This is a genomic window from Thioalkalivibrio thiocyanodenitrificans ARhD 1, assembly GCF_000378965.1.
Taxonomy (GTDB): domain Bacteria; phylum Pseudomonadota; class Gammaproteobacteria; order Ectothiorhodospirales; family Ectothiorhodospiraceae; genus Thioalkalivibrio_A; species Thioalkalivibrio_A thiocyanodenitrificans.
In genome coordinates, this window is sequence record NZ_KB900536.1 from 2637397 (window position 1) to 2659526 (window position 22130).

The window sequence follows — 22130 nt, forward strand, 5'->3', positions numbered from 1 at the left end:
CTTCGCGTCTTTGCGTCGAGGCCTTTCAAGACCCGTGAGGGACAGACCATGAGCATAGAAACCACCTTCGACGAAGAGCAGATTGAGCAGCCGGGCACATGTACCGCCATCGACCTCATGATCGCTCCGAAGGAGCACGATCTCGGCGGCTTTTCCGTGCGCCGGGCCCTGCCGTCCGGCAAACGGCGCATGGTCGGGCCCTGGATCTTCTTTGATCACATGGGGCCGGCCGTGTTCGAGCCGGGCAAGGGGATCGATGTCAGGCCGCATCCGCACATCAATCTCGCCACGGTGACCTACCTGTTTCAGGGTGAGATGCTGCACCGGGATTCCCTGGGCAATGAATTGGCCATCACCCCCGGCGCGATCAACCTGATGGTGGCGGGCAAAGGCATCGTGCATTCAGAGCGCCAGCGGGAGGAAGTGAAGGCCGCCGACAATGTCCTGGACGGCCTGCAGTTGTGGCTGGCCCTTCCGGAAGCCGATGAGGAGATCGATCCGGCGTTCCACCACTACGATCGCGAACAGCTCCCGTCCCTGTCCGTCGATGGCGCTGCCGTCCGCGTACTGATCGGCTCTGCCTATGGCGTGCAATCCCCCGTCAGGACGTTCGCCCGGACGCTCTACGTGGAAGCCGCCCTCAAGGCCGGGCAGAGCCTGACGCTGCCGGATGGCGTGGATGAGCGTGCGCTTTACGTGGTCAAGGGAAGGCTCAAGGCCCTGGAAAGCGTGATCGATCAATTCAGCATGGCCGTTCTGCACACGGGCCACACCGTGACGGTCCATGCGCTGGAGGACACCCGACTGGCGCTGATCGGCGGCGAGCCGCTCGGCGACCGGCACATCTGGTGGAATTTCGTCTCCAGCCGCAAGGAGCGCATCGAACAGGCCAAGGCGGACTGGAAGAACGGCGCGTTCCCCAAAGTACCGGGGGACGAGGTCGAGTTCATTCCGCTGCCGGAGAGATAGCACGGCTTCGTGATCCAGACAGCGCTTTCAGCGACCCCGGATGCGCTGCGCGCATCCGCCCCGAGACACAGGATGTTGTCACGATCATTACATCTAATGTAATGTCCGTTACATGACTTTCTTGCCGACCCGCTGGCAAATGCTGATCCTGTCCTTCCCCGGGGGCCGGGATACCAGTCGCGTGCGGCTGTGGCGCGCCCTCAAGACGCTGGGGGCGGGGACCCTGCGTGACGGGGTCTATATCCTGCCGGAACGCCCCGACCTGCACGAGACCCTGCGCGGCCTTGCGGAGGACATCCGCACCGCCGGCGGTCAGGCTCACCACCTGGTCTTTTCCGTCCCCGCCCCGGAGGAAGACCGCTACCGGAATCTGTTCGACCGCTGCGAGGAATACCAGGCCATCACGGAAGCTGCGACGGCGCTGGCCGAGCAGGTCGATGATCTGGCCGAGCCGGAGTTGCTCAAGCAACTGCGCCAGATCCGGCGTGACGCCGAGCATCTGCACCGGATCGACTACTTTCCGGGGCCGGAACGTGACGCCATGCGCGCACGGCTGGAGATCCTGGAGGCCGCGGTCCAGGCAAGACTCTCCCCCGATGAGCCTTCCCAGGCACCGGAACAATCCATCCCTCGTCTCAACGTCCGCGATTACCGGGGTCGAACCTGGGCCACGCGTGCCTCCCTTTGGGTGGATCGGGTCGCCAGCGCCTGGCTGATCAACCGGTTCATCGACCCCGAGGCCCGGTTCCTGTGGCTGGCCCGCCCTGCAGACTGCCCTGCTGACGCCCTGGGCTTCGACTTCGACGGTGCAACCTTCACTCACGTGGGCGAACGGGTCACGTTTCAGGTCCTGACGGAGGCCTTCTCCCTGGACGATGATCCCGGGCTGGTGCGTCTGGGCGAGCTGGTGCGTTTCCTGGATATCGGCGGCGCCCCGGTCGCCGAGGCTGCCGGTTTCGAGGCTGTCCTCACGGGCGCCAAGCAACGCTGCGGTGATGACGATGCCCTGCTGGCCGCAGTGTCGCCGGTCCTGGAAGACCTGCACCGCAGTTTCTCCCCCGCACAGGAACTGAACACATGAGCCGCGAGGCCGGCACCCGACCCGCCGCAACCGAAAAACCAGCGCCTGTCGGCCTGCTGGAGGCCGTCCGCTGGTGGTTGAAACTGGGCTTCATCAGCTTCGGTGGCCCCGCCGGGCAGATCAGCATCATGCACCAGGAACTGGTGGAGCGGCGGCGCTGGATCTCCGAGCACCGCTTCCTGCACGCCCTCAACTACACCATGGTGCTGCCGGGACCGGAGGCCCAGCAGCTGGCCACCTACATCGGCTGGCTCATGCACGGCACCCTGGGCGGAATCATTGCCGGCACGCTGTTCGTGCTGCCGTCGCTCTTTATCCTCATCGGACTGACGTGGATCTACCTGGCCTTCGGCGACGTTCCTGTCATTCAGGCGATCCTCTACGGCATCAAACCGGCGGTGACCGCCATCGTGGTACACGCCGCCTGGCGCATCGGCAGCCGCGCCCTGAAAAACGGTGCGCTCTGGGCCATGGCGGCGGCGGCCTTCGTCGCCATCTTTGCCCTCAACATCCCCTTCCCCTATATCGTCATCGGCGCGGGCATCATCGGCTGGATCGGCGGGCGCCTGTCGCCGGACCGTTTCAGGACGGGCGGCGGGCACGGACCGACCGCCAAGGACGGCTACGGTCCCGCGCTCATCGATGACGACACGCCGGTGCAGCCGTGGATGCGATTCCGCTGGCCCCGGGTAATGCTCTTCGCCACGATCGGCCTGCTGCTCTGGGCGGGCGTGCTGGGCGGACTCCTTGCCGTGTACGGCTGGGACGGCACGCTCACGCGCATGGGCGTGTTCTTCACCCAGGCGGCGCTGGTCACCTTCGGCGGCGCGTACGCCGTGCTGCCCTACGTCTACCAGGGCGGCGTGGAGACCTACCAGTGGCTCACGGCGCACCAGATGATCGACGGGCTGGCACTGGGTGAATCGACGCCCGGGCCGCTGATCATGATCGTCACCTTCGTGGGTTTCGTGGGCGGCTGGACTCATGCCTTCCTCGGGGCGGACCAGATGGTGATCGCCGGCGCACTCGGAGCGGTGGTGGCCACCTTCTTTACCTTCCTGCCGTCCTTCCTGTTCATCCTTGTGGGTGCGCCGGCGGTGGAGGCCACGCGCCATGAACTGCACTTCACCGCGCCGCTCACGGGTATCACCGCAGCGGTGGTGGGCGTGATCCTGAATCTCGCCGTGTTCTTCGCCTGGCACGTGCTCTGGCCGCAGGGCTTCGAAGGTGACTTCGAATGGTTTACCGCCCTGCTCGGCATTGCCGCCTTCATCGCCCTGTTCCGGTACAGGGTCGGCATCATCCCCCTGCTTATTGCCTGCGCTGCGGTCGGAGCGAGCTACCGGTTGCTTCTGCAGGGAGCGTAGCAGTGCTCGAGCCTTCAACATCAAGCCCATCGACAATTGAGGTGAGTATGACCAGACACAGTGCTTTGATGCTAAGAGCAAGCCTGATGGCCTTTCTCCTGACGACCGGCATGGCAAAGGCAGTGGCCGGGGATATCCTTCCCGAAGCCCAGCCGGTCGCACCCAACACCTGGGCGTGGATCGGTCCCTACGGGGGGCCGACACCGGAGAACCGCGGGTTTCGGATGAACCTCGGTTTCGTGGTCGGCGCAGAGGCCGTGGCGGTGATCGACTCCGGATACGGTCCGGACATGGCAGCAGAGATGCTCCACAGGATTCGCTCGCATACGGATCTGCCCGTGCGCTACGTGATCAACACCAACTCCCAGGCACACCGCTTCATGGGCAATCCGGTGTTCCGGGAGCAGGGGGCCGCCATCATTGCGGCGAAGGACGCCGTGGAACGCATGCAAAGCGACGGCACGGCATTCGCGCGGGCGATTGAACGGACACTCGAATTGCCGGCCGGCCACGTACAGGCGCCGGCGGCGCCGGACGTCCTGGTGGAGACGCACAAGACGCTGGACCTGGGCGCGGGCGTGACGCTTACGATCGAGAACGTGGGCAACACCCATACCGATGGCAGCCTCGCCGTGCATGTGGCGCCCGACAACGTGGTGTTCGCCGGCGACGTCCTCTATGGCGGGCGCCTGCTGGCCGTTCTTCCGGTGGGAAGCATGTCGGGTTGGATCGAGGCCTTCGATCGGCTGGCCTCTGAGTACGGGGATGCATTGTTCATCCCCGGACACGGCAAACCGGGATCCATCGAGGAGTTTCAGCACCCGACCCGGGATTATCTGGCATCGCTCATGGACCACATGGATGCGGCAGTGGAAGCAGGCACCGACATGCAGTCCGCCATCAACGACTTCGACGCGAGTCGATGGGAGGGGCTGGCTGACTTTGACGCCCTGGCGCCGCGCAATGCCAACATCGCCTACCAGGAGAGCGAGCGCAGGATCTTCGGATTCTGAGTGACAGGCAAACCTCCGGTGTCCCAGCCGGCATTGTTCACAGGCAAGTCAAGGGCGTAGGGCGGACAAGCGGAGCGCATCCGCCATGCCTGAGCCCGGCGTGCCGGTTATCAATTGCTTCTCTGAAAGGCGTTTTGCCACAGAGGGCACAGAGGTCACAGAGAAGAAACGAAACCAACCTTGCTCGACTTCTGGCTCGCCTTGGCGAGCAAGCTCGGATCCTGAATTTCTCTGTGCCCTCTGTGTCCTCTGTGGCTAACCGGTTCAGACAGCCAGACCATCAACCACGGCCGACAGATCATCCGCCACTCGGGACCGACCGGCTTCGATACGCCCCTCGTCGCCGGGGCGGTATTTGCCGGTCCTGACCAGACAGGCCTGCAGACCGGCGTCGAGGGCACCCTGGACATCGGCCTCCACGTCGTCGCCCACCATGAGTACCTGATCGGGTTCCAGCCCCATGTCCGAGACGGCGCCGTGGAAGAAGTCGCTCGATGGCTTGCCGAGCACCGTCCCCTGCACGTCGGCGGCATACTCCAGGGCCTTGAGGAAAGGCCCGATATCGAGACTCAGTCCGTCTGCCTCCCTGAAATAGCGGTTATTGCCCATGGCCAGCAACGGTGCGCCGCCCATGAGCAACCGGAAGGCGCGATTCAGGTTCTTGTAGGTGAAGCTGTCGCCGGCGTCTCCCAGCACAACCGCATCCGGGACATCACCGGGAAAGTCGGCGAACTCGGGCTCGAGGTCCGGATGAATGAGCAACAGAGGCGTCAGTCCGTCACGCTTGAGGGCCGCACGCACGGCGCCGGGCGCGGTGAAGATCTCGTCCTCGGCAATGGAAAACCCCATGCCCGCCATCATCAAGTGGATCTGCGCGCGGGTACGACGGGTGGTGTTGGTGATGTAGCGCACCGGCATCCCGGATCCCTGCAACCGCGCCACCGCATCCACCGCCCCGGACAGCGGCCGGTCACCCAGATACAGCACACCACTCAAATCCAGCAGGACACCACGGATCTCGTTCATGCCGTTGGCCTTCCGAGCAACGAATCAAAATCTGTCGAGACAAGGTTATGATGACGCGATGATCCTTCATTAAAAAGGTCTTTCCTTCACCTTGTCGCGCTATACGTCAAATTCCTGACGTCGATCGCCCTGGCTTCAAACGTCGGCAAGTGCTTCTCGCGCAGTCTGCAGCGGATGCAACAGGGCAACGTCCGCCATCCCACCGGATTCCGTCCAAAGCCCATGCGTCGTCGAGGCAAGGTCCTGGCGCTATGTCTATAATGGCATTGGCCGTTTTGAAAACGGATAGGATTTCGCAACACTAAAGCCCTCGGCCCCGTGACCGATCGAGGAAGTGACACGGGCAAAAAGAACAAGAAGAAAAGCTTGGGAGGACACCATGGCCCATCTCGTCTACGCGAGGACGAGTCCTTCGGCCTTTGTCGGGTCGATTGCTCCTGCCCATCCAACGTGGATGCGCCCCCTTCGGCGCAACTGACCATGTCCGCGCCGTCAAAATCGGACGCCGCGCTCGCCCAGCGGCCTCCGCCGTTCGGCTACTTGACACTCGTCCTGCTCGTCGCCATCGGCTATCTCGCGACCGCGCTTGCGGGCGGCCTGCTGGCGCTGCCGCCGGGTTACGCCTCTCCCATGTGGCCGGCGGCGGGCGTGGCGCTGGCCGCCCTACTCATGGGCGGATTGCGCTGCTGGCCGGGGGTGCTTCTGGGGGCGTTCGTATACACCCTCTGGCTGGACGTCTCCGTGGAAGGGGCCCTGTTGGCGGCGGCAATGGCCATCGCAGCCACATTGCAGGCCCTGGCCGGGGCCCTGCTGGGCAGAGGTTACCTGAACCGCCGCATCCCGCTCGCCCGGCAACGCGACGTGTTGCGGTTTCTGCTGCTGGCGGGTCCGCTCGCGAGCATCCTGGGCGCCACGCTGGGGACGGCGGCCCTGTTTGCCTTCGGAAACACCCAGCAGCCGGTCTCGCTGCCGACCCAGTGGCTGGTGATGTGGAGCGGCAGCTCGATCGGGGCGGTCCTGTTCGCCCCGCTGGTGCTGCTGGCCTGGCCGCGCATGCAGCGCATATGGAAGGACAGCACCTGGCGCGTCGGGCTGCCCCTGGCCGCCACGGCCGCGCTCCTGGCGCTGGGGCAGATGGGTCTCGAACACCTGGAAAATGCCCGGGAGCGCGCGGCGCTGGAGGATTACAAGGACGAGATGTACCGCACCGGCCTGCTGCCCGTGGCGGCCGCCTTCGAGGTGCTGACCAGCGTCGAGCGATTCTTCCTGTCCAGTGAAGAGGTGACCCGCCGGGAGTTCACCACCTTCAACTCATTCCTCGTGCGCAGACCCGGGATCGTGGGCATCGACTGGGCACCCCGCGTGCCGCGCGAACGACTGCGGGAGTTCGAGGCGATGGTGCGGGCCGAGGGTCTGGAGGACTACCGGGTCTTCGAACCCGATGGCGAAGACCGCCTGGGGCCGCCCGCTTCGCGTTCGGAGTATTTTCCGGTGCTATTCAGTGAACCACACACGGTCAATGAAGCTATCCTCGGCCTCGACCACGGTTTCGAAGGCGCGCGGCGCGTGGCGATGGAGGCGGCCCTGGGAAGAGACCACGGGGCCACAATCGCCGCGGTCCCGCTGCTGCGCACCGAGGGACACGTGATTCTCACCTTCCGCCCCGTCTACCGCCAGGGATTCGATCCCGTGAACGCCGCCGTTGCCGCGCGCCGGGAGGCCCTGGAGGGTTTCGTGGTCGGCGTGTTCGACCTGGATGTGATCTTCCGGCCCCTCGTGCGGGCGGCCGAGCTTCACGGGCTCGGCATTCGCGTCACGGACATCACACCGGGGGAGACCCCCACGATCATGGCCGACACCCTGCCGCCGGGGGTGGAACCGGGCTGGGTGCGCGACGTGGAGGTAACGGAACGGCGCTTTCGCGCGGAAATCCAGCCCCTGTCCGCGGCCGGCCTGCACGGTGTCACCGCCGGCTCGCAGTTCTATTACCTGTTCTCCCTGCTGGCCGGTTTTCTCGTCTCGTTCGCCGCCCTGGCCGCAGCCGGGCGCAATGCCGCCACCGAGGCGGAGGTCACCTCCCGCACCCTTGATCTCGACCGCGAACTCATGGCACGCAGGGCCGCGGAGAGCGCCCTGCGTGCCAGCGAAACCGATCTCCATACCACGCTCAACTCCATCGGAGACGCCGTGCTGGCCACGGACACCCTCGGCCACGTCACGCGCATGAACCCGGTGGCCGAGGAACTCACGGGCTGGTCCCTGGAGGAGGCTCGGGGACGTCCGGTGGATAAGGTCTTCGTGATCATCAATGAGCGGACGCGCAAGCCTGCCGAGATCCCCGTGGAGAGAGTGCTGCGCACGGAAAAGGTGCAGGGCCTGGCCAACCACACGGTCCTCGTCGCCCGGGACGGCACCGAACGCGCCGTCGCCGACAGCGCCGCACCCATTACCGATGACGACGGGAAGGTGCGCGGCGTGGTTCTGGTCTTTCGCGACGTGAGCCGGGCGCGTGAGGCGGAACTGGCCCTGGAGAGCAAGGAGCGGGAGCTGCACGCCATCCTCGACAACCTGCTGGAATGCGTCATCACCATCGACACGGAGGGAATCATCAAGAGCGCCAACCCGGCGCTCACGCGACTGTTCGGCTACCGGGTGGCCGAGGTTCTTGGAAAGAACATTTCCTTGCTCATGCCGGAACCTGATCGAAGTCGACACGGCGAGTATCTGGCCCGCTACCTGCGCACCGGTGAACGCCGGACCCTCGGAAGCACCCGGGAAGTGACCGGTCTGCACAAGGAGGGGCGTACGCTGCCCATGGAACTGACCACCAACGAGTTCCGGGTACAGGACGAGTTGCGTTTCATCGGCGCCCTGCGCGACATCTCGGAGCGCCGCCGGTTCATCGACGAACTCTCCCGCGCGCAGATGGACGCCGAGCAGGCCAACCGCGCCAAGTCCGCCTTCCTGGCCACCATGAGCCACGAGATCCGCACGCCTATGAACGGCATCGTCGGCATGGTGGACGTGCTGGAACACAGCCGTCTGACGCCGCATCAGGCGGAGCTGGTCAAGACGGTGCGCGAATCCGCCGCGAGCCTGCTCACGCTCATCGACGACATCCTGGACTTCTCGAAGATCGAGGCCGGCCGGCTGGAGATCGAGCACAGCCCCGTGTGCATCCCGGATCTTGTGGAGGGGCTTTGCAACTCCATGGTGTCGGTGGCCATGCGTCAGGGGGTGGACCTGCGCCTGTTCGTCTCCCCGGAGATCCCGGAGCGGGTGCTGTCGGACGACACCCGGATTCGCCAGATGCTCTACAACCTGATCGGCAACGCCATCAAGTTCTCCTCGGGCCGGGCCGAGCGGCGGGGTCTGGTCTCCGTCCGGGTCGAGGCGGCGCAGGCCGACCCGCTCAGGATCGCCTTCCGCATCCGGGACAACGGCATCGGCATGGATGAAAAGACCCAGAAAAACCTGTTCAAGCCGTTTACCCAGGCCGAGATCTCCACCACACGGCGGTTCGGAGGGACCGGCCTCGGGTTGGCGATCGTCAAGCGCCTGGTGGACACCATGAACGGCGAGATCAGCGTCACCAGCGCGCCGGATGAGGGGTCCGCGTTCACGGTCACGCTGCCCATGGAGCCGGCCCCCGAGCAGCCCGAGCGCGTCCTGCCCGACCTCGGCAGGCTCCAGTGCATGCTGGTCGAATCCCCCGGGATCGACGCCGACGGCCTGACGACCTATCTGGAGCACGCGGGAGCCACCGTGCGCCGTTTCACACGGGAGAAGGACGCCATCGATGAGGCCCGGCAGATGGACGAACCCGCCGTCCTGATCCAGTACTCCGAGACCTGCGCCGGCACCGGGAAAGGGAAGCCCGCGAAATCGCCCCAGTTGCGCCGGCTGCTGATCTGCCGGGGGCGGCGGCGCCGTGCACGGATGGCTTCGCCGGGGAGCGTGACCATCGACGGCGAGGCCATGCGCCGCCAGGCCTTCCTGCGCGCCGTGGCAGTGGCAGCAGGGCGGGCCTCGCCGGAGGTCTTTCACGATCAGGAGCCGCAGCGGCGCCCGGGTGAGCTTTCCGATCCGCCGACCGTGGAGCAGGCCCGGGCCGCACACCGGCTGATCCTGGTCGCGGAGGATGACCCGATCAACCAGAAGGTCATCCTGCAGCAGCTCCGGCTGCTGGGTTATGCGGCGGAGGTGGTGGAGAGTGGCGTCGAGGCGCTGGAGCGCTGGCACACGGGGGATCATGCGCTGATCCTCACCGACCTGCACATGCCCGAAATGGACGGGTATGCGCTGACCCGCGAGATCCGGCGCCAGGCCGCCGGCAGACACCGGATACCGATCATCGCGCTGACGGCCAACGCCCTGCGCGGAGAGGCCCACCGCGCCAGGGCGGCGGGCATGGACGAGTATCTGACCAAGCCGGTGAGCCTCGAAAAGCTTCGCGCCGCCCTGGAGAAGTGGCTTGCGCAGTCGCCGAGCGACGACGGGGACAAACCGCCCGCGGCGAAAACATCACCCGCATCCGGCGATGCACTGGACATCTCGGTGCTTGAACGACTCGTAGGCGACGACCCCGCCACGATCCGGGACTTTCTAAGGGAGTACGGCGAGACGGCCGAGCGATCCGCCGCGGCCCTGCGGGAGGCAGTGGACAAGGGGGTTCCGGGCGAAATCGCACCGGTTGCCCACAAGCTCAAGTCGTCGTCGCGTTCCGTCGGCGCGATCGCCCTCGGCGACCTTTGCGAGAAGCTGGAGCACGCCGGCAAGCGGGGCGACCTGACAGCCGTACGCCGGAACATGGAGGACTTCGAGACGCGCTTTGCGAAAGTGATCGAGGAGATTGCAGGTTTATCATCGGACTGAGCCGCACGGACGGACCGATGCACATTTTCTGGGCCGGATCTGCCGGCAGGGAGCATATGCTGTGCACATCATTGTCATCGATGACGACCCCTTCGCCCTGAAGCTGATCAGGCATCAGCTTCACGTCATCGGTTTTAACCGGGTCGAATCAACAACCAGCGCCCATGATGCCCTGGCGCGCATGACCGGCGGCGAATGCTTCGACCTGGTGATCACCGATCTGCAGATGCCCGAACTGGACGGCGTGGAGTTCGTCCGTCGGCTGACCCAAAACGGGTTCGAAGGGGGGCTCGTGCTGGTGAGCGGGGAGGACGAACGGATACTGCAGACGGCCGAACGCCTGGCCAGGGCCCATGAGTTGCACGTGCTGGGCAGCCTCCACAAGCCCATCGATCCGGAGCGCCTGCGCAAGATGCTGACCAGCCACACGCAACCGGCCGGTGACGCAAAGAGACCGGCCCGCAGGATCTACGGTCCCGAGGAGGTACTGGAAGGCATCCGCACAGGCCAGCTGGAATGCTTCTGCCAGCCCAAGGTGGCGCTCGCCTCCGGCGAGGTCAACGGCGTGGAGATGCTGGTCCGCTGGCGGCACCCCCGGGACGGGCTGGTCTTTCCGGATCAGTTCATCGCCACGGCGGAAGAGCACGGAATGATCGACGAGCTGACCCGGGTGGTGCTTCGACAGGCACTGGAGCAGGCCCGGACATGGATCGAGAGAGGCCTGCATCTGTCCGTCGCCGTAAACGTCTCCATGGAGAGTCTGAGCGATCTCCGGTTTCCGGACTTCGTCTCCCGGGAGATAAGCCGTGCCGGCGTCCCTTCGTCGGCACTCATTCTGGAGGTCACGGAAAGCAGACTGATGAAGGACGTGCGCAATGCGCTCGACATTCTCGCCAGGCTCCGGCTCAGGCGTGTGGAACTGTCCATCGACGACTTCGGCACGGGCCATTCCACCCTTGTGCAGTTGCGTGACATACCCTTCACCGAACTGAAGGTCGATCGCGGTTTTGTCCATGGTGCCTGGCGGCACGACAGCAACCTTGGCGCGATACTGGAAGCCAGCCTGGACATGGCACGCCGCCTCGGCATGCGCAGCGTCGCGGAAGGCGTGGAGAATCAGGAGGATTGGGCATTTCTCAGGAGGCGTGGCTGTGACACGGCACAGGGGTACTTTGTGGCCAGACCGATGCCCATGAACGAACTTCCGGACTGGCTGCCCGTCTGGGAGGAACGCTGCCGGGACATGGGATTATCCGGCCCATGAACGACCCGCACATCCTGATCGCAAAGATCAACCACCCTCCGGACTGAACACCGGCAGCTTCTTCTCCAACAGTTCGCCGCGGATCCGCACGTAGTTGGGCAGGCCGTTGTCGTAGGGCGGGTAGTCCTCGCCGTCGATGAGCGGGGCGAGATGCCGGCGGCACGCGGCGGTGATATGGTAGCCGTCCTCGGTGATGTAATCCCGGGGCAGGCCCTGCTCGATGTCGGCCACCTGTTCCAGAGGCACCCGGTCCACGGTCCAGAGATAGGGCTGGTCGCACAGGCGTTTGATTACGGGCATGAAGCCGGTGTGCCCTTCCACGGCAAAGCGCACGGCCATGGCGCCGGCGGCATAGGCCTGCTCCACGTCCAGGCGCGAAGCGATGTGACGCGCGGCCCGCTGAATATAGTCGGCCACCGCCCAGTGGATCTTGTGGCCGGTTTCCTCCTTGATCATGCGCGCCAGCATGGGCGCCACGCCGCCGAGCTGCGTGTAGGCGTACACATCGTGGGCCTGGGCCACGGTGAGCAGCTTGCCGTCAGGGCCCTTGAGGCCCTCGGAAGCCACCACCACACAATAGCCATGGGCCTCGATCACGGCATTCAGGCGCCTCAGGAAGTCCGCCTGGTCGAAGGGGATCTCCGCGAACAGGATCAGCATGGGCGGCGTATTCTCCGCCTGCTGGGCCAGCGCCGCGGCCGCGGCCAGCCAGCCCGCATGACGCCCCATCACCTCCATGATGAACACCTTGGTCCCGGAGCTGGCCATGGACTCCACGTCCATGCTGGCCTCGCGCACCACGGTGGCGATGAACTTGGCCGCGGAACCGAACCCGGGGCTGGTGTCGGTGCAGGCGAGATCGTTGTCGATGGTCTTGGGCACGCCGATGCTGCGGATGGGATAGTCCATCTGGTCGGCGATGCGCGCCACCTTGAGCGCGGTGTCCATGGACCCGCCGCCGCCGTTATAGAAGAAGTAGCCGATGTCGTGGGCCCGGAACACCTCCACCAGGCGCCGGTACTGCTCCGGATGGGTGTCGGGGTCGCCCAGGTCGTATCGGCAGGAACCGAAGGCGCCGCCGGGGGTATGGCGCAGGGCGGCGATGGTCGCGTCGCTCTCCCGTTCGAGATCGATCAGCTCCTCCTTGAGCACACCGAGGATGCCGTCCCGGGCCGCGAAGATGCGGCCGAAGGTACGAGGATGGCGGCGCACCGTCTGGATCACGCCGCAGGCGCTGGCGTTGATGACGGCGGTGACACCGCCGGACTGCGCATAGAGGACATTGTTGGGCATCGGTCTCCGGTATCCGTGTTGGTGGCGCGGGGTCAGGGTTCACCGCCCCCGGGTTGTCGAGGCGGAATCCGGGCCGTGGCGGGCACATGCGCACTCGTCAGGGCGTTTTGCTATGATACGCGCCCTGATTTGACGGCCGCCTTGGCGCAATGTCAGTGCTTGCCCCCTCAGGTTAACAGCTTGCGGGTCCCGGGCAAGCCGGGGTATCGCGCCACCCGTCCTGCCCCGCCGGCGTGCTACGTGCACCGCCATCGATCAGGTGAGGCACGGTTTACCTTTAACCATTAGGAAATCTGCAACCATGCATATCGGAACGACCCTGACGAACTACATCATCGAGACCCAGCGCAACTTCAAGGGCGCCACGGGTGAATTCACCGGCCTGCTCAACGACATCGCCGTGGCCTGCAAGAAGATCTCCGACCTGGTCAACAAGGGCGACCTGGTGGACATCCTGGGCAGCGCGGAATCCGAGAACGTGCAGGGCGAGACCCAGAAGAAGATGGACGTGATCTCCAACGAGATCTTCATGGAGGCCCTGCAGCACAACGGCCACGTGGCCGGGCTTGCCTCCGAAGAGGTGGACGACATCTGCCGGATGCCCGAGGATGCCCCCCGGGGCCATTACCTGGTGCTGTTCGACCCGCTGGACGGCTCATCCAACATCGACGTCAACGTCTCGGTGGGCACGATCTTCTCCATCCTCAAGGCCTCGCCGCACCCCGGGGATCCGACCACCGAGGACTTCCTGCGCCCCGGCACCGAGCAGGTGGCTGCCGGCTACTGCCTGTACGGCCCGTCCACCATGATGGTGCTGACCACCGGCCGGGGGGTGAACATGTTCACCCTGGACCGTCATTTCGGCGAGTTCCTGCTCACCCACGAGAACATCACCATCCCCGAGGACACCCAGGAGTTCGCCATCAACGCCTCCAACATGCGTTTCTGGGAGACGCCGGTGAAGCGTTACATCGACGAGTGCCTGCAGGGCAAGGAAGGCCCGCGAGGCAAGGACTTCAACATGCGCTGGGTGGCCTCCATGGTCGCCGAGGTGCACCGCATCCTGACCCGCGGAGGCATCTTCATGTACCCCATGGACGAGAAGATCAAGGCCAAGGGCCAGGGCGGCAAGCTGCGCCTCATGTACGAGGCCAACCCCATGGGCTTCATCATCGAGCAGGCGGGCGGCGCCGCCACCACGGGCCGCGAACGCATCATGGAGATCAAGCCCGGGCACATCCACCAGCGCGTGCCGGTGGTGCTGGGCTCGAAGAACGAGGTGGAGCGCGTGACGAGCTACCACAAGGAGTGACGCCCGCACGGCGTGATAGTGGACAGATCAAAGAGCCCGGCATTGCCGGGTTCTTTTCTGGTGACGGGTGACGCCTGATGCCTTCCCCGTCACTTGTCACTGCTCACTGCCCTTCTTCCCGTAGATACTCCGTTCCCGGTCAAGCCTTGTTGAGGTGTTGATCGCTGAACAGCGCCGCGGCATCGAAGGGGGTTCGAGTTTTGATGCAGGCCCACAATCCGGTGAGGTACTTGCGCATCACGGCGCACAGGGCCTGAATCTTTTTCTTCCCGCGTGCCACCAGCGCCTCATAGAAGGCCTTGGCCCTGGGTTCATGGCGGATGGCCACCATGGCGGGCATGTAGAGCGCGGCCCTCAGATAGGCGTTACCGGCCTTACTCAGGCGTCCCGGGCTGTTGACACTGCTCCCCGACTGCGTGAGCCGTACATCGAGTCCGGCATGGCGGCTGACCTGCGCGGCCTTGAGATCGCTCGGCAGGGTACACAGTTCGGCAAGCACCGCCACGCTGCTGGCTTGGCCCATGCCTCGGGCCGTGCTTATGTGCTCGAAGTGGCTCGAGAGTGTCTCGGACTGAGCGATCAACTCCAGGGCTGCCTGTTTGAGTCGTTCAATGCGCCGATCCAGCTGGGCGATGCCGTCTTGCTCGTCCTCGATGAGCAGCTCAGGCGTGCTCGTCTTGGCGCTGAGCGCGTGCAGGCGGTTCTTGGCCTGGGTGCGGGCATGTATCAAGCGATTGATTTGCCGTCCAATATCGCGCAACCCCAGGCAGTGCTTCGGCGGCGGCGTCCAGCGCCGGGGCGTCATGCGTTCGCCGTACTCGGCAAGCAGCGCGGCATCGATGGCATCGGTCTTGGTGCCCGTGAGATGGATCTCGGCAAAGTGGCGAAAGCTGCGCGGGTTGATCACACACACTGGCAAATCGGCCTCATGCAGAGCGACCGCCAGGTCCAGGTAATAGACCCCGGTGGCCTCCATGACGATGCACTCAGGCTTGAGCCCCTTGAGGTGGCTGATGGCACGGGCATGGCCCTGGGGGCTCTGTTCGAAGCGCTGCGCCTTGGCGTTACGCCCATCGCGGCGGCTGACCAGGTCGAAGGATTGGGCCGAGATATCGATACCTACCACAGTCATCATCTGTCCTTTCCCATTCGGGGGCTGGTTGAGTCACAATAGACACCGGTTCCCCGACCTCGCACTTCTTGCAGCTTCGACCTTGTGATGCAAAGTCCAGCCTGGCTGGCTTTTGGATACTCCTCGAAGTCGGCAATGAGGCGGGGAGCCGCTCTACGAACGAGGTCAGACCAACGCTGCCTCCAGGATGGGACGGCCTCCCCGGTGCCCGGCCCAAAACCCTATCAGACCAGACGCGGACAACATACAAGGATGGGTCAAGCGAAGCGGACCCATGCGGAAGAGTCGGTGACCAGTGACGGGCTCAGATGCCACCCCTCCCGGCCCTCTCACCGCTTGCCGCCTCACGCCTGACTCCGCCGTCCGCATGGGTCCGCTGCGCTTGACCCATCCTACCGGAAGAAGCCGTCCGCATGGGTCCGCTGCGCTTGACCCATCCTACCGGGAGAAGGGCAGTAACAAGTGACGGGGCGGCATCATGCCCCGTGCGTCCCCCGCCACGGCTTGACCACCACATCAACCGCATCTACTATGCAAGCAAGTACTCACTTACATCCGATGACCATTATGCGCAAATCAGGCGAGGAACGACGGGAAGAGATCATCCAGGCGGTGCTGGATCTGGCCGGCGAGCGCGGTGTCGGGCAGGTGACCGCCCAAGCTATCGCGGACCGGGTGGGCATCGCCCAGCCCACGGTCTTCCGCCACTTCAAGACCCGCGATGCCATCCTGCGCGCGGCGCTGGAGTGGATCGGCCGGAGCGTGCTCACGGTGCTCACGCCGATCTTCGCCGGATCCGGTCCGGCCGACCAGCGCCTGCGCCAGCTCCTCTCCCGCCAGTTGCATTTCATCAGCCAGCGCAAGGGGCTGCCGCGCCTGCTCTTCTCCGAGCGCCTGCACCTGGAAGACCCCGAACTCAAGGCCGTCGTGCGGCGGATCATGGAAACCTACACGGGGCGCGTCCGGTCGCTGCTGGACGAGGGCGTGGACGAGGGCCGCTTCCGCCCCGACCTGGATACCGAGGAGACGGCCCGGTTCATCGTCGCCCTCGTCCAGGGGCTGGTGATGCGCTGGTCCATCAGCGACTTCGAGTTCCCCCTGGAGGCCCAGGGCGATGCCCTGTGGCGCCTGCTGGAGCCGGCGCTGGTCGCGCGCTGGACACCCTGAGGCCTGACAGGCAACGCATCCGACCGGCCGCATCGCGCCCGGAAACATGTATCTGATATCCGTTAATCAAGGAGACAAACCGATGACCCTGTCGCACACCGTACGCCGTGCCGCACTGGCCCTTGTCACCGTCTCGTGGATCGCCGCTTCCGCCGCCCAGGAGGGGCCGACCTTCAAGGAGATCATGCAGGGGCTAGCCGAGGATATGAACCACCTCAACGCCGCCATCTTCGCCGAGGACTTCGAGGCCATCGAGCGCTACGCGTCCGCCATCGCCCATCATCCCCGGTCGTCCCCCGCGGAGCGAGCGCGCCTCATGGAGGCCGTGGGTCCCCGCGTGGAACTGTTCCAGTCCATCGACCACTCCGTGCACGGCGGTGGTGAAGAGATGGCCGACGCGGCCGGGGTCGGGGACATGGACGGCGTGCTGCGCTATCACGCCAGGGTGATGCAGGGCTGCGTGTCCTGCCACGCCGCCTTCCGTGACGAGCTCACGCAACCCGACGCACCGAAACCCTGAGACTTCCCGCCATGTCCGCCCCCGACATCCCCCGCCTGTCCTGGCCCCAGCGCCTGACCGTCACCCTCATCCTCGTACTGCTCGCCGTGTGGATCGGGCTGGCAGGCGCCGAGCGCCTCTCCGCCCGCTTCGATCCGGAACCCGCGCGCGCCGTGCCGCCGCCGGCCGTGGAGATGCTGGCCGCCTCGGCGGAGACGGCGGTGGTGGAGCGGACCTATCGCGGCACCGTGGAGGCCGAGGGGCGGGCGCGCATCTCGGCCCGCCTCACGGCCCAGATCCTCGCGATCCCCCATCGTGAAGGCGCCCTCGTGCGCCAGGGGGATGTGCTCGCCCGTCTGGATGACGAGGAACTCAAGCGCGATGCGGCGCGTCTGGAGGCCGTGGGCGACCGTCTGGAGGGGGAGCTTGCCACCGCCCGGCGTGAAGCCGCCCGCCAGGAGGATCTTTTCCGGCGAAGCCTCACGCCGGAGCGCAGCCTCGACGATGCCCGCCAGCGGGTCCACACGCTGGAGGCCCAGATCCGCGAGAACGCGGCCGCCCTGGGCCTGGTGAAAAGGCGCCTGAGCTACGCCGAGGAACGCGCTCCCTTCGACGCGCTGGTGCAGCGGGTCCACGCCAGCGAGGGCGAGCTGGCCACCACGGGCCAGCCCCTGGTGGAAGTGGTGGCACTCGACAACCTCAAGGCGGTGGTGCAGGTCCCGCAGATGGATGTCTCCCGTCTGCGCCCGGGCATGACCGTGCGCCTGGAGGTCCCGGCCCTGGGCCGGACCTGGTCCGCCCAGGTGGACCGTCTCTACCCGGCACTCGATGCGGGCAGCCGCAACGCGACACTGGCCGCGTTCTTCCCCGATGATGCGGCGGGTGTGCGCCCCGGCATGGCCCTGCAGGCGCACGTGGAGCTTGAGCAGATCGAGGGGGCCGTGCGCCTCCCGGCCCAGGCGGTGCACGGCGAGGGGTCCGAGCGCCGGGTCTACGTGCTGGAGGACGGTCGAGCGCGCGAGCGGGCGGTGCAGGTGACCGTGGCCCGGGCGGGTGAATACCTGATCACCGCCGGTCTCGAATCCGGCGAGCGGGTCATCGTCACCGCCGACCCGCGCCTCGGCGACGGTCTGCCCGTGCAGGCCGGCGAGGATCCCGGTTCATGAACTGGCCCGAGTGGGTCCTGCGCCATCGCCACACGGTGATTGCCCTGCTGGTGGGCGTCCTGGTGCTGGGCGTGCAGGCCCGATTCCAGTTGCCCGTGCAACTCTTCCCGGACACGGACCCGCCCACTGTCACCGTGATCACCGAGTATCCGGGCATGGCGGCGGCGGACGTGGATGCGGACCTCACCCGACTGCTGGAAGAGGAATTCGCGAGCCTCGACGGTGTCACGCGCATCTCCGGCACCAGCCAGGCCGGGCTGTCCGTGGTGCGGGTGGAGTTCGACTACGGCAGGCTCGCGACGCTCGCGGCCGTGGACGTGCAGAACGCCGTGGGTCGGGTGCGCCGGGACCTGCCCGACGCCATCGGCGAACCGCGGGTGCTGGAATTCTCCACCGCCGACAAGCCCATCGTCACCGTCGCGTTACGAAGCGAGAAGCTGGATCTCACGGAGGTGCGCGAACTGGCGGACAACGCCGTGCGCGAGCGCCTGGAGCGGGTGCCCGGCGTGGCCGCGGTGGACATCATCGGCGCTCATAAACGTGAACTGCACGTGGCCCTGGACCCGGACCGCGCCGAATCTCTGGGCGTGGATCTGGAGCAGGTGGTCGCCGCCCTCGACGCCTGGAACCTGGTCGCCCCCGGCGGCCGAGTGCGTCACGGGGCGCTGGAGAGCGTGATCCGTTTCGACGCACCCATCGATTCGGCCCGGGCCGCCGGGCGCATCGTGCTGCGCTCCGATGCCGCCGGGCAGGTGCGCCTGAATGATGTGGCCACGGTCAGCCTCGCGCCGGGCGAGATCCGCAACGCCTACCGCTTCGACGGCCTTCCCGCCATCGCCGTGCAGGTGCTGCGCCGGGACGACGCCAACACCGTGGAGGTGGCCGCGCGGGTACGCGACGTGCTGGAGACGCTGCGGGCCGAACATCCGGCGCTGGAGATCATCGTCGCGGACGACGACTCCGTATTCACCGAGCGGGTCATCACCGACATGACCCAGACCGTGCTCGTGGCCGTGGTGCTCACCATGGTCGTGGTGCTGCTGTTCCTGGCCGACCTGCGCCAGGCGGCGATCATTGCGCTCTCCATCCCCGCCGCCTTTCTCGCCACCTTCGCCCTCATGCAGGCGGCGGGACTCGATCTCAACATGGTCACCATGTCGGCGCTGATCCTCGCCATCGGCCTGCTGGTGGACGACGGCATCGTGATCCTTGAAAACATTCACCGTCATCTCGAAATGCCCGACGCCAGCGCGCGCAGCGCCGTGGTCAACGGCGTGGGCGAAGTCCTCGCCGCCAAGCTCGGCGGTTCGCTCACCACCCTGGGCGTGCTGGTGCCGCTCATGTTCATGGGCAGCTTCATCGGCGAACTGTTCGGCCCGCTCGCCCTGACGCTCGCCTTCGCGCTCGCCTCGTCCTTCGTCATGGCCGTGACCCTCGTGCCGCTGCTCGGCGTGTGGTGGCTCAGGCCCGGCCGCCCGCAGGCGCCGAACCGGCTCGTGGCAGGGCTGGGCCGGGCGGGCGGCGCGGTGCGCGTCTACTACCTGGCGGGCCTGGGGCTCGCCCTGCGCCGCCCGGTCACCATCCTGGTCACCTCGGTGCTGCTGCTCGCGGCCAGCCTCGGCATGCTGCGCATGGTGGGCAGCGAGATGCTGCCGCGCTTCGATTCGGGCAGTTTCCGGGTGGTGGTGGACCTGGTGCCGGGCACCACGCTTGCGGACACCGTGCGGGCCGTCGCCCGCGCCGAGGACGTGCTGGTGGGCCGCGAGCACACGCTCACGGTCAGCACCCGCGCCGGCCACGAGACGGGTGCACGCGCCATGGGCGATCGCGGCGCCATGGCGGTCAACCAGGCCGAGATCACCGTCAACCTGGTCCCGCGCACCGACCGCGATGCCGACCAGTGGCAGATCATGGATGAGGTGCGCCAGGTCCTGGAGCGCACCCCCGGCGTCATGCTCGGCGTACCGCGCGAGATGGGCGGCACGGCACGCGCGAGCACCGCAGCTCCCGTCATCGTGCGCGTCGCCGGCGAATCCCCGGCCGAGCTCGACCGCACCGCCCAGGCCCTGCTGGAACACCTGCGCGGCATCCCCGGCGTGACCGACCTCTACAAGGACTGGGCCCTGGACACCCCGGAGCTGCGCGTGCGCCTGGATCACGAGCGTGTCGCGGAACTGGGCCTCACCGGCGCCCAGGCGGCCCGTGCCGTGCACCGGGCCATGGACGGCGCGGTGGCCACCCGCTTCCGCCAGCCGCCGCTCAGGGACCTGGACGTGGTGGTGCGCTACGCCGAGGCCCACCGCCTGCACCTGGAGGACCTGGAGAACGTCACCCTCGCCACGCCCGCGGGCCCGGTCCCGCTGCGCGAGGTGGCCACGCTCGAACACGACCTCGGCCCGCGCGTGCTCACCCGCGAGGATGGGCAGCGCACGCTGGACGTGCTCGGCTATCACCTGGGCCGGCCGCTCTCCGAGGTGGTCGCCGACGTGGAGGCGCGCCTTGCCACCTTCGAGGCCCCGGCGGGCTACCAAGTGTTCCTGGTGGGCGAGCAGGCCGACTTCGACGAGGCCCGCGCCCACATGCTCCGCGCCCTGATGCTCGCGGCACTCGCGGTCTACCTCCTACTGGTGGTGCAGTTCGGAAGCTTCGTCCATCCGCTCACGGTAATGAGCGCCATCCCGCTGCAGTTCATCGGCGTGACCGCCGCGCTGCTGGTGGCCGGCAAGTACATCTCCATGCCCGCGCTCCTCGGCATCATCCTGCTCATCGGCATCGTGGTGAACAACAGCATCATCCTGCTGGACCTCACCCGCCGCCGCATGGCCGAGGGCCTGGACCTTCACGCCGCCGTCACCGAGGCCGTCGACACCCGCATGCGTCCCATCATGATGACCGCGCTCTCCACCGTCGCCGGCATGTTCCCGCTCGCGCTGGAGATGGCGGTGGGTGCGGAGCGCTTCTCGCCCATCGCCACGGTGATCATCGGCGGGATCATTGCTGCGACGGTGCTGACGCTGGTGGTGATTCCGGCGCTGTTTGTGGTGATGGAGCGGGTGCGAGCGAGACCGGGGGTGGGCCGTCAGGCTGACAACCCCGCAGCGCCGTAGGGCGGATAAGCGAAGCGCATTCGCCGGCGCATCCGCGTTGCCCGAACTTGGCTCAATCCCGGACGTTATGTAGGATTAACCCAGCATCCAGGGAGACGAGCCGCGAACATCATGCGGTATCCAAGGAAACAGCCTCTGCGCCGGTGCGCCGGCCATCGAGCGATCCTTGCTCGGCGACGGCCGGGACGGGCCGCCTCGCTTTCGAGCCACGGACGGGGTTTAGACGCGTTCGCCCTGGCCATCAGGCCAGCTCCCCAGCGGCGCGCCATCCGTATTTTGCGCTCGAAGTCCTGCCTCGCTCAGCGCCATCCCGCCACGTTCCCGGGAACCGGGGTTCGCATCATACGGCGCAAGTGCCGCATAAGCCGTTACACAGCGTATCCGCAGGATAGCGGCCGCCTTGGATGCCTGTGGCGTCTTGATCAAGATGCTGATTCCGCGTCGAAACGCGGATCTGGAGTGTTCTGTGTTGGGGTGTTACGCGGCCGTTTGGCCGTCTACTTATAGTTAAGCCTATAAACGAAGGAGAGTCACATGGCCGATAACCACCAGATTAAATGTATCAACAAGACAGACCGTCAAAGTGCTCATGAGCGAATCAGTCATGTCGGAGGAGTTAATGGCGACGGCTCGCGGTGGAAATTAACTCTAGATAGCGCTATTGAAGGGATTGAGTCTGGAAAATGGAGGTTTTATGTGAGTGTCAATGGAAAGTCGGTTTGGGTCATCGTTTCAACAAGTGCAAGTGGTAGAAAATACCTAAAAACAGAGAATGACGGCGAACAACCCAATAACCTGCTCAGCCTGCCTGAGTGCCCCTAGGCTTAACAAGCGGCTCAAATTCGCTCCGCTTCGCTGC

General features: G+C 66.0%; 15 protein-coding genes. 12 read left to right on the forward strand and 3 right to left on the reverse strand.

Going from position 1 to position 22130, the window contains the following annotated elements:
* The first annotated feature begins 48 nt into the window (after window positions 1-48).
* From THITHI_RS0112550 to THITHI_RS0112565, 4 genes are all read left to right on the forward strand, one after another.
* Window positions 49-969: a pirin family protein gene (locus THITHI_RS0112550; protein WP_018233453.1), complete on the forward strand. Its 921-nt coding sequence runs from the start codon at window positions 49-51 to the stop codon at window positions 967-969.
* Window positions 970-1081: 112 nt separating this feature from the next.
* The gene (locus THITHI_RS0112555) at window positions 1082-2050 is read left to right on the forward strand and encodes a chromate resistance protein ChrB domain-containing protein (RefSeq protein ID WP_026186321.1); all 969 of its coding nucleotides are present in this window, start codon (window positions 1082-1084) and stop codon (window positions 2048-2050) included.
* Window positions 2047-3417: a chromate efflux transporter gene (chrA, locus tag THITHI_RS0112560; protein ID WP_018233455.1), complete on the forward strand. Its 1371-nt coding sequence runs from the start codon at window positions 2047-2049 to the stop codon at window positions 3415-3417. Before THITHI_RS0112555 ends, chrA begins: the two co-directional genes overlap by 4 nt.
* Before the next feature lie 86 nt (window positions 3418-3503).
* Window positions 3504-4430 (forward strand): MBL fold metallo-hydrolase, encoded by a 927-nt coding sequence (locus THITHI_RS0112565; protein ID WP_018233456.1) that lies wholly within the window; start codon window positions 3504-3506, stop codon window positions 4428-4430.
* A gap of 264 nt (window positions 4431-4694) precedes the next feature.
* On the opposite strand, the gene THITHI_RS0112570 is transcribed toward THITHI_RS0112565, so the two are convergent.
* Window positions 4695-5456, reverse strand: coding sequence for a TIGR01458 family HAD-type hydrolase (locus THITHI_RS0112570; protein WP_018233457.1), 762 nt, complete (start codon window positions 5454-5456; stop codon window positions 4695-4697).
* A 480-nt stretch (window positions 5457-5936) separates the two neighbouring features.
* Here THITHI_RS0112570 and THITHI_RS19000 point away from each other — a divergent pair, with 480 nt between their 5' ends.
* Together THITHI_RS19000 and THITHI_RS0112580 are read left to right on the forward strand one after the other, a co-directional pair.
* Window positions 5937-10331: a PAS domain S-box protein gene (locus THITHI_RS19000; protein WP_018233458.1), complete on the forward strand. Its 4395-nt coding sequence runs from the start codon at window positions 5937-5939 to the stop codon at window positions 10329-10331.
* A gap of 61 nt (window positions 10332-10392) precedes the next feature.
* Complete coding sequence (locus THITHI_RS0112580; RefSeq protein ID WP_018233459.1) at window positions 10393-11595, forward strand: EAL domain-containing response regulator; 1203 nt, start codon at window positions 10393-10395, stop codon at window positions 11593-11595.
* A gap of 27 nt (window positions 11596-11622) precedes the next feature.
* On the opposite strand, the gene THITHI_RS0112585 is transcribed toward THITHI_RS0112580, so the two are convergent.
* On the reverse strand, window positions 11623-12888 hold the full coding sequence (locus tag THITHI_RS0112585; RefSeq protein ID WP_018233460.1) for a 6-phosphofructokinase: 1266 nt from the start codon (window positions 12886-12888) through the stop codon (window positions 11623-11625).
* A 301-nt stretch (window positions 12889-13189) separates the two neighbouring features.
* Here THITHI_RS0112585 and THITHI_RS0112590 point away from each other — a divergent pair, with 301 nt between their 5' ends.
* The gene (locus tag THITHI_RS0112590; protein ID WP_018233461.1) at window positions 13190-14200 is read left to right on the forward strand and encodes a class 1 fructose-bisphosphatase; all 1011 of its coding nucleotides are present in this window, start codon (window positions 13190-13192) and stop codon (window positions 14198-14200) included.
* Between the two features lie 139 nt (window positions 14201-14339).
* Here THITHI_RS0112590 and THITHI_RS0112595 read toward each other — a convergent pair whose 3' ends face one another.
* Complete coding sequence (locus THITHI_RS0112595) at window positions 14340-15335, reverse strand: IS110 family RNA-guided transposase (RefSeq protein WP_018232516.1); 996 nt, start codon at window positions 15333-15335, stop codon at window positions 14340-14342.
* 561 nt (window positions 15336-15896) lie between these two features.
* Between THITHI_RS0112595 and THITHI_RS0112600 the strand changes: the two genes are divergently transcribed.
* From THITHI_RS0112600 to THITHI_RS20270, 5 genes are all read left to right on the forward strand, one after another.
* Complete coding sequence (locus THITHI_RS0112600) at window positions 15897-16499, forward strand: TetR/AcrR family transcriptional regulator (RefSeq protein ID WP_026186323.1); 603 nt, start codon at window positions 15897-15899, stop codon at window positions 16497-16499.
* A gap of 82 nt (window positions 16500-16581) precedes the next feature.
* Window positions 16582-17019, forward strand: a complete 438-nt coding sequence (locus THITHI_RS0112605; RefSeq protein ID WP_018233464.1) for a cytochrome c — start codon at window positions 16582-16584, stop codon at window positions 17017-17019.
* 11 nt (window positions 17020-17030) lie between these two features.
* On the forward strand, window positions 17031-18164 hold the full coding sequence (locus THITHI_RS0112610) for an efflux RND transporter periplasmic adaptor subunit (protein ID WP_018233465.1): 1134 nt from the start codon (window positions 17031-17033) through the stop codon (window positions 18162-18164).
* Window positions 18161-21271 (forward strand): efflux RND transporter permease subunit, encoded by a 3111-nt coding sequence (locus THITHI_RS0112615; protein ID WP_018233466.1) that lies wholly within the window; start codon window positions 18161-18163, stop codon window positions 21269-21271. Before THITHI_RS0112610 ends, THITHI_RS0112615 begins: the two co-directional genes overlap by 4 nt.
* Before the next feature lie 534 nt (window positions 21272-21805).
* Window positions 21806-22093: a DUF3892 domain-containing protein gene (locus tag THITHI_RS20270; RefSeq protein WP_083908724.1), complete on the forward strand. Its 288-nt coding sequence runs from the start codon at window positions 21806-21808 to the stop codon at window positions 22091-22093.
* The last annotated feature ends 37 nt before the right edge of the window (window positions 22094-22130 follow it).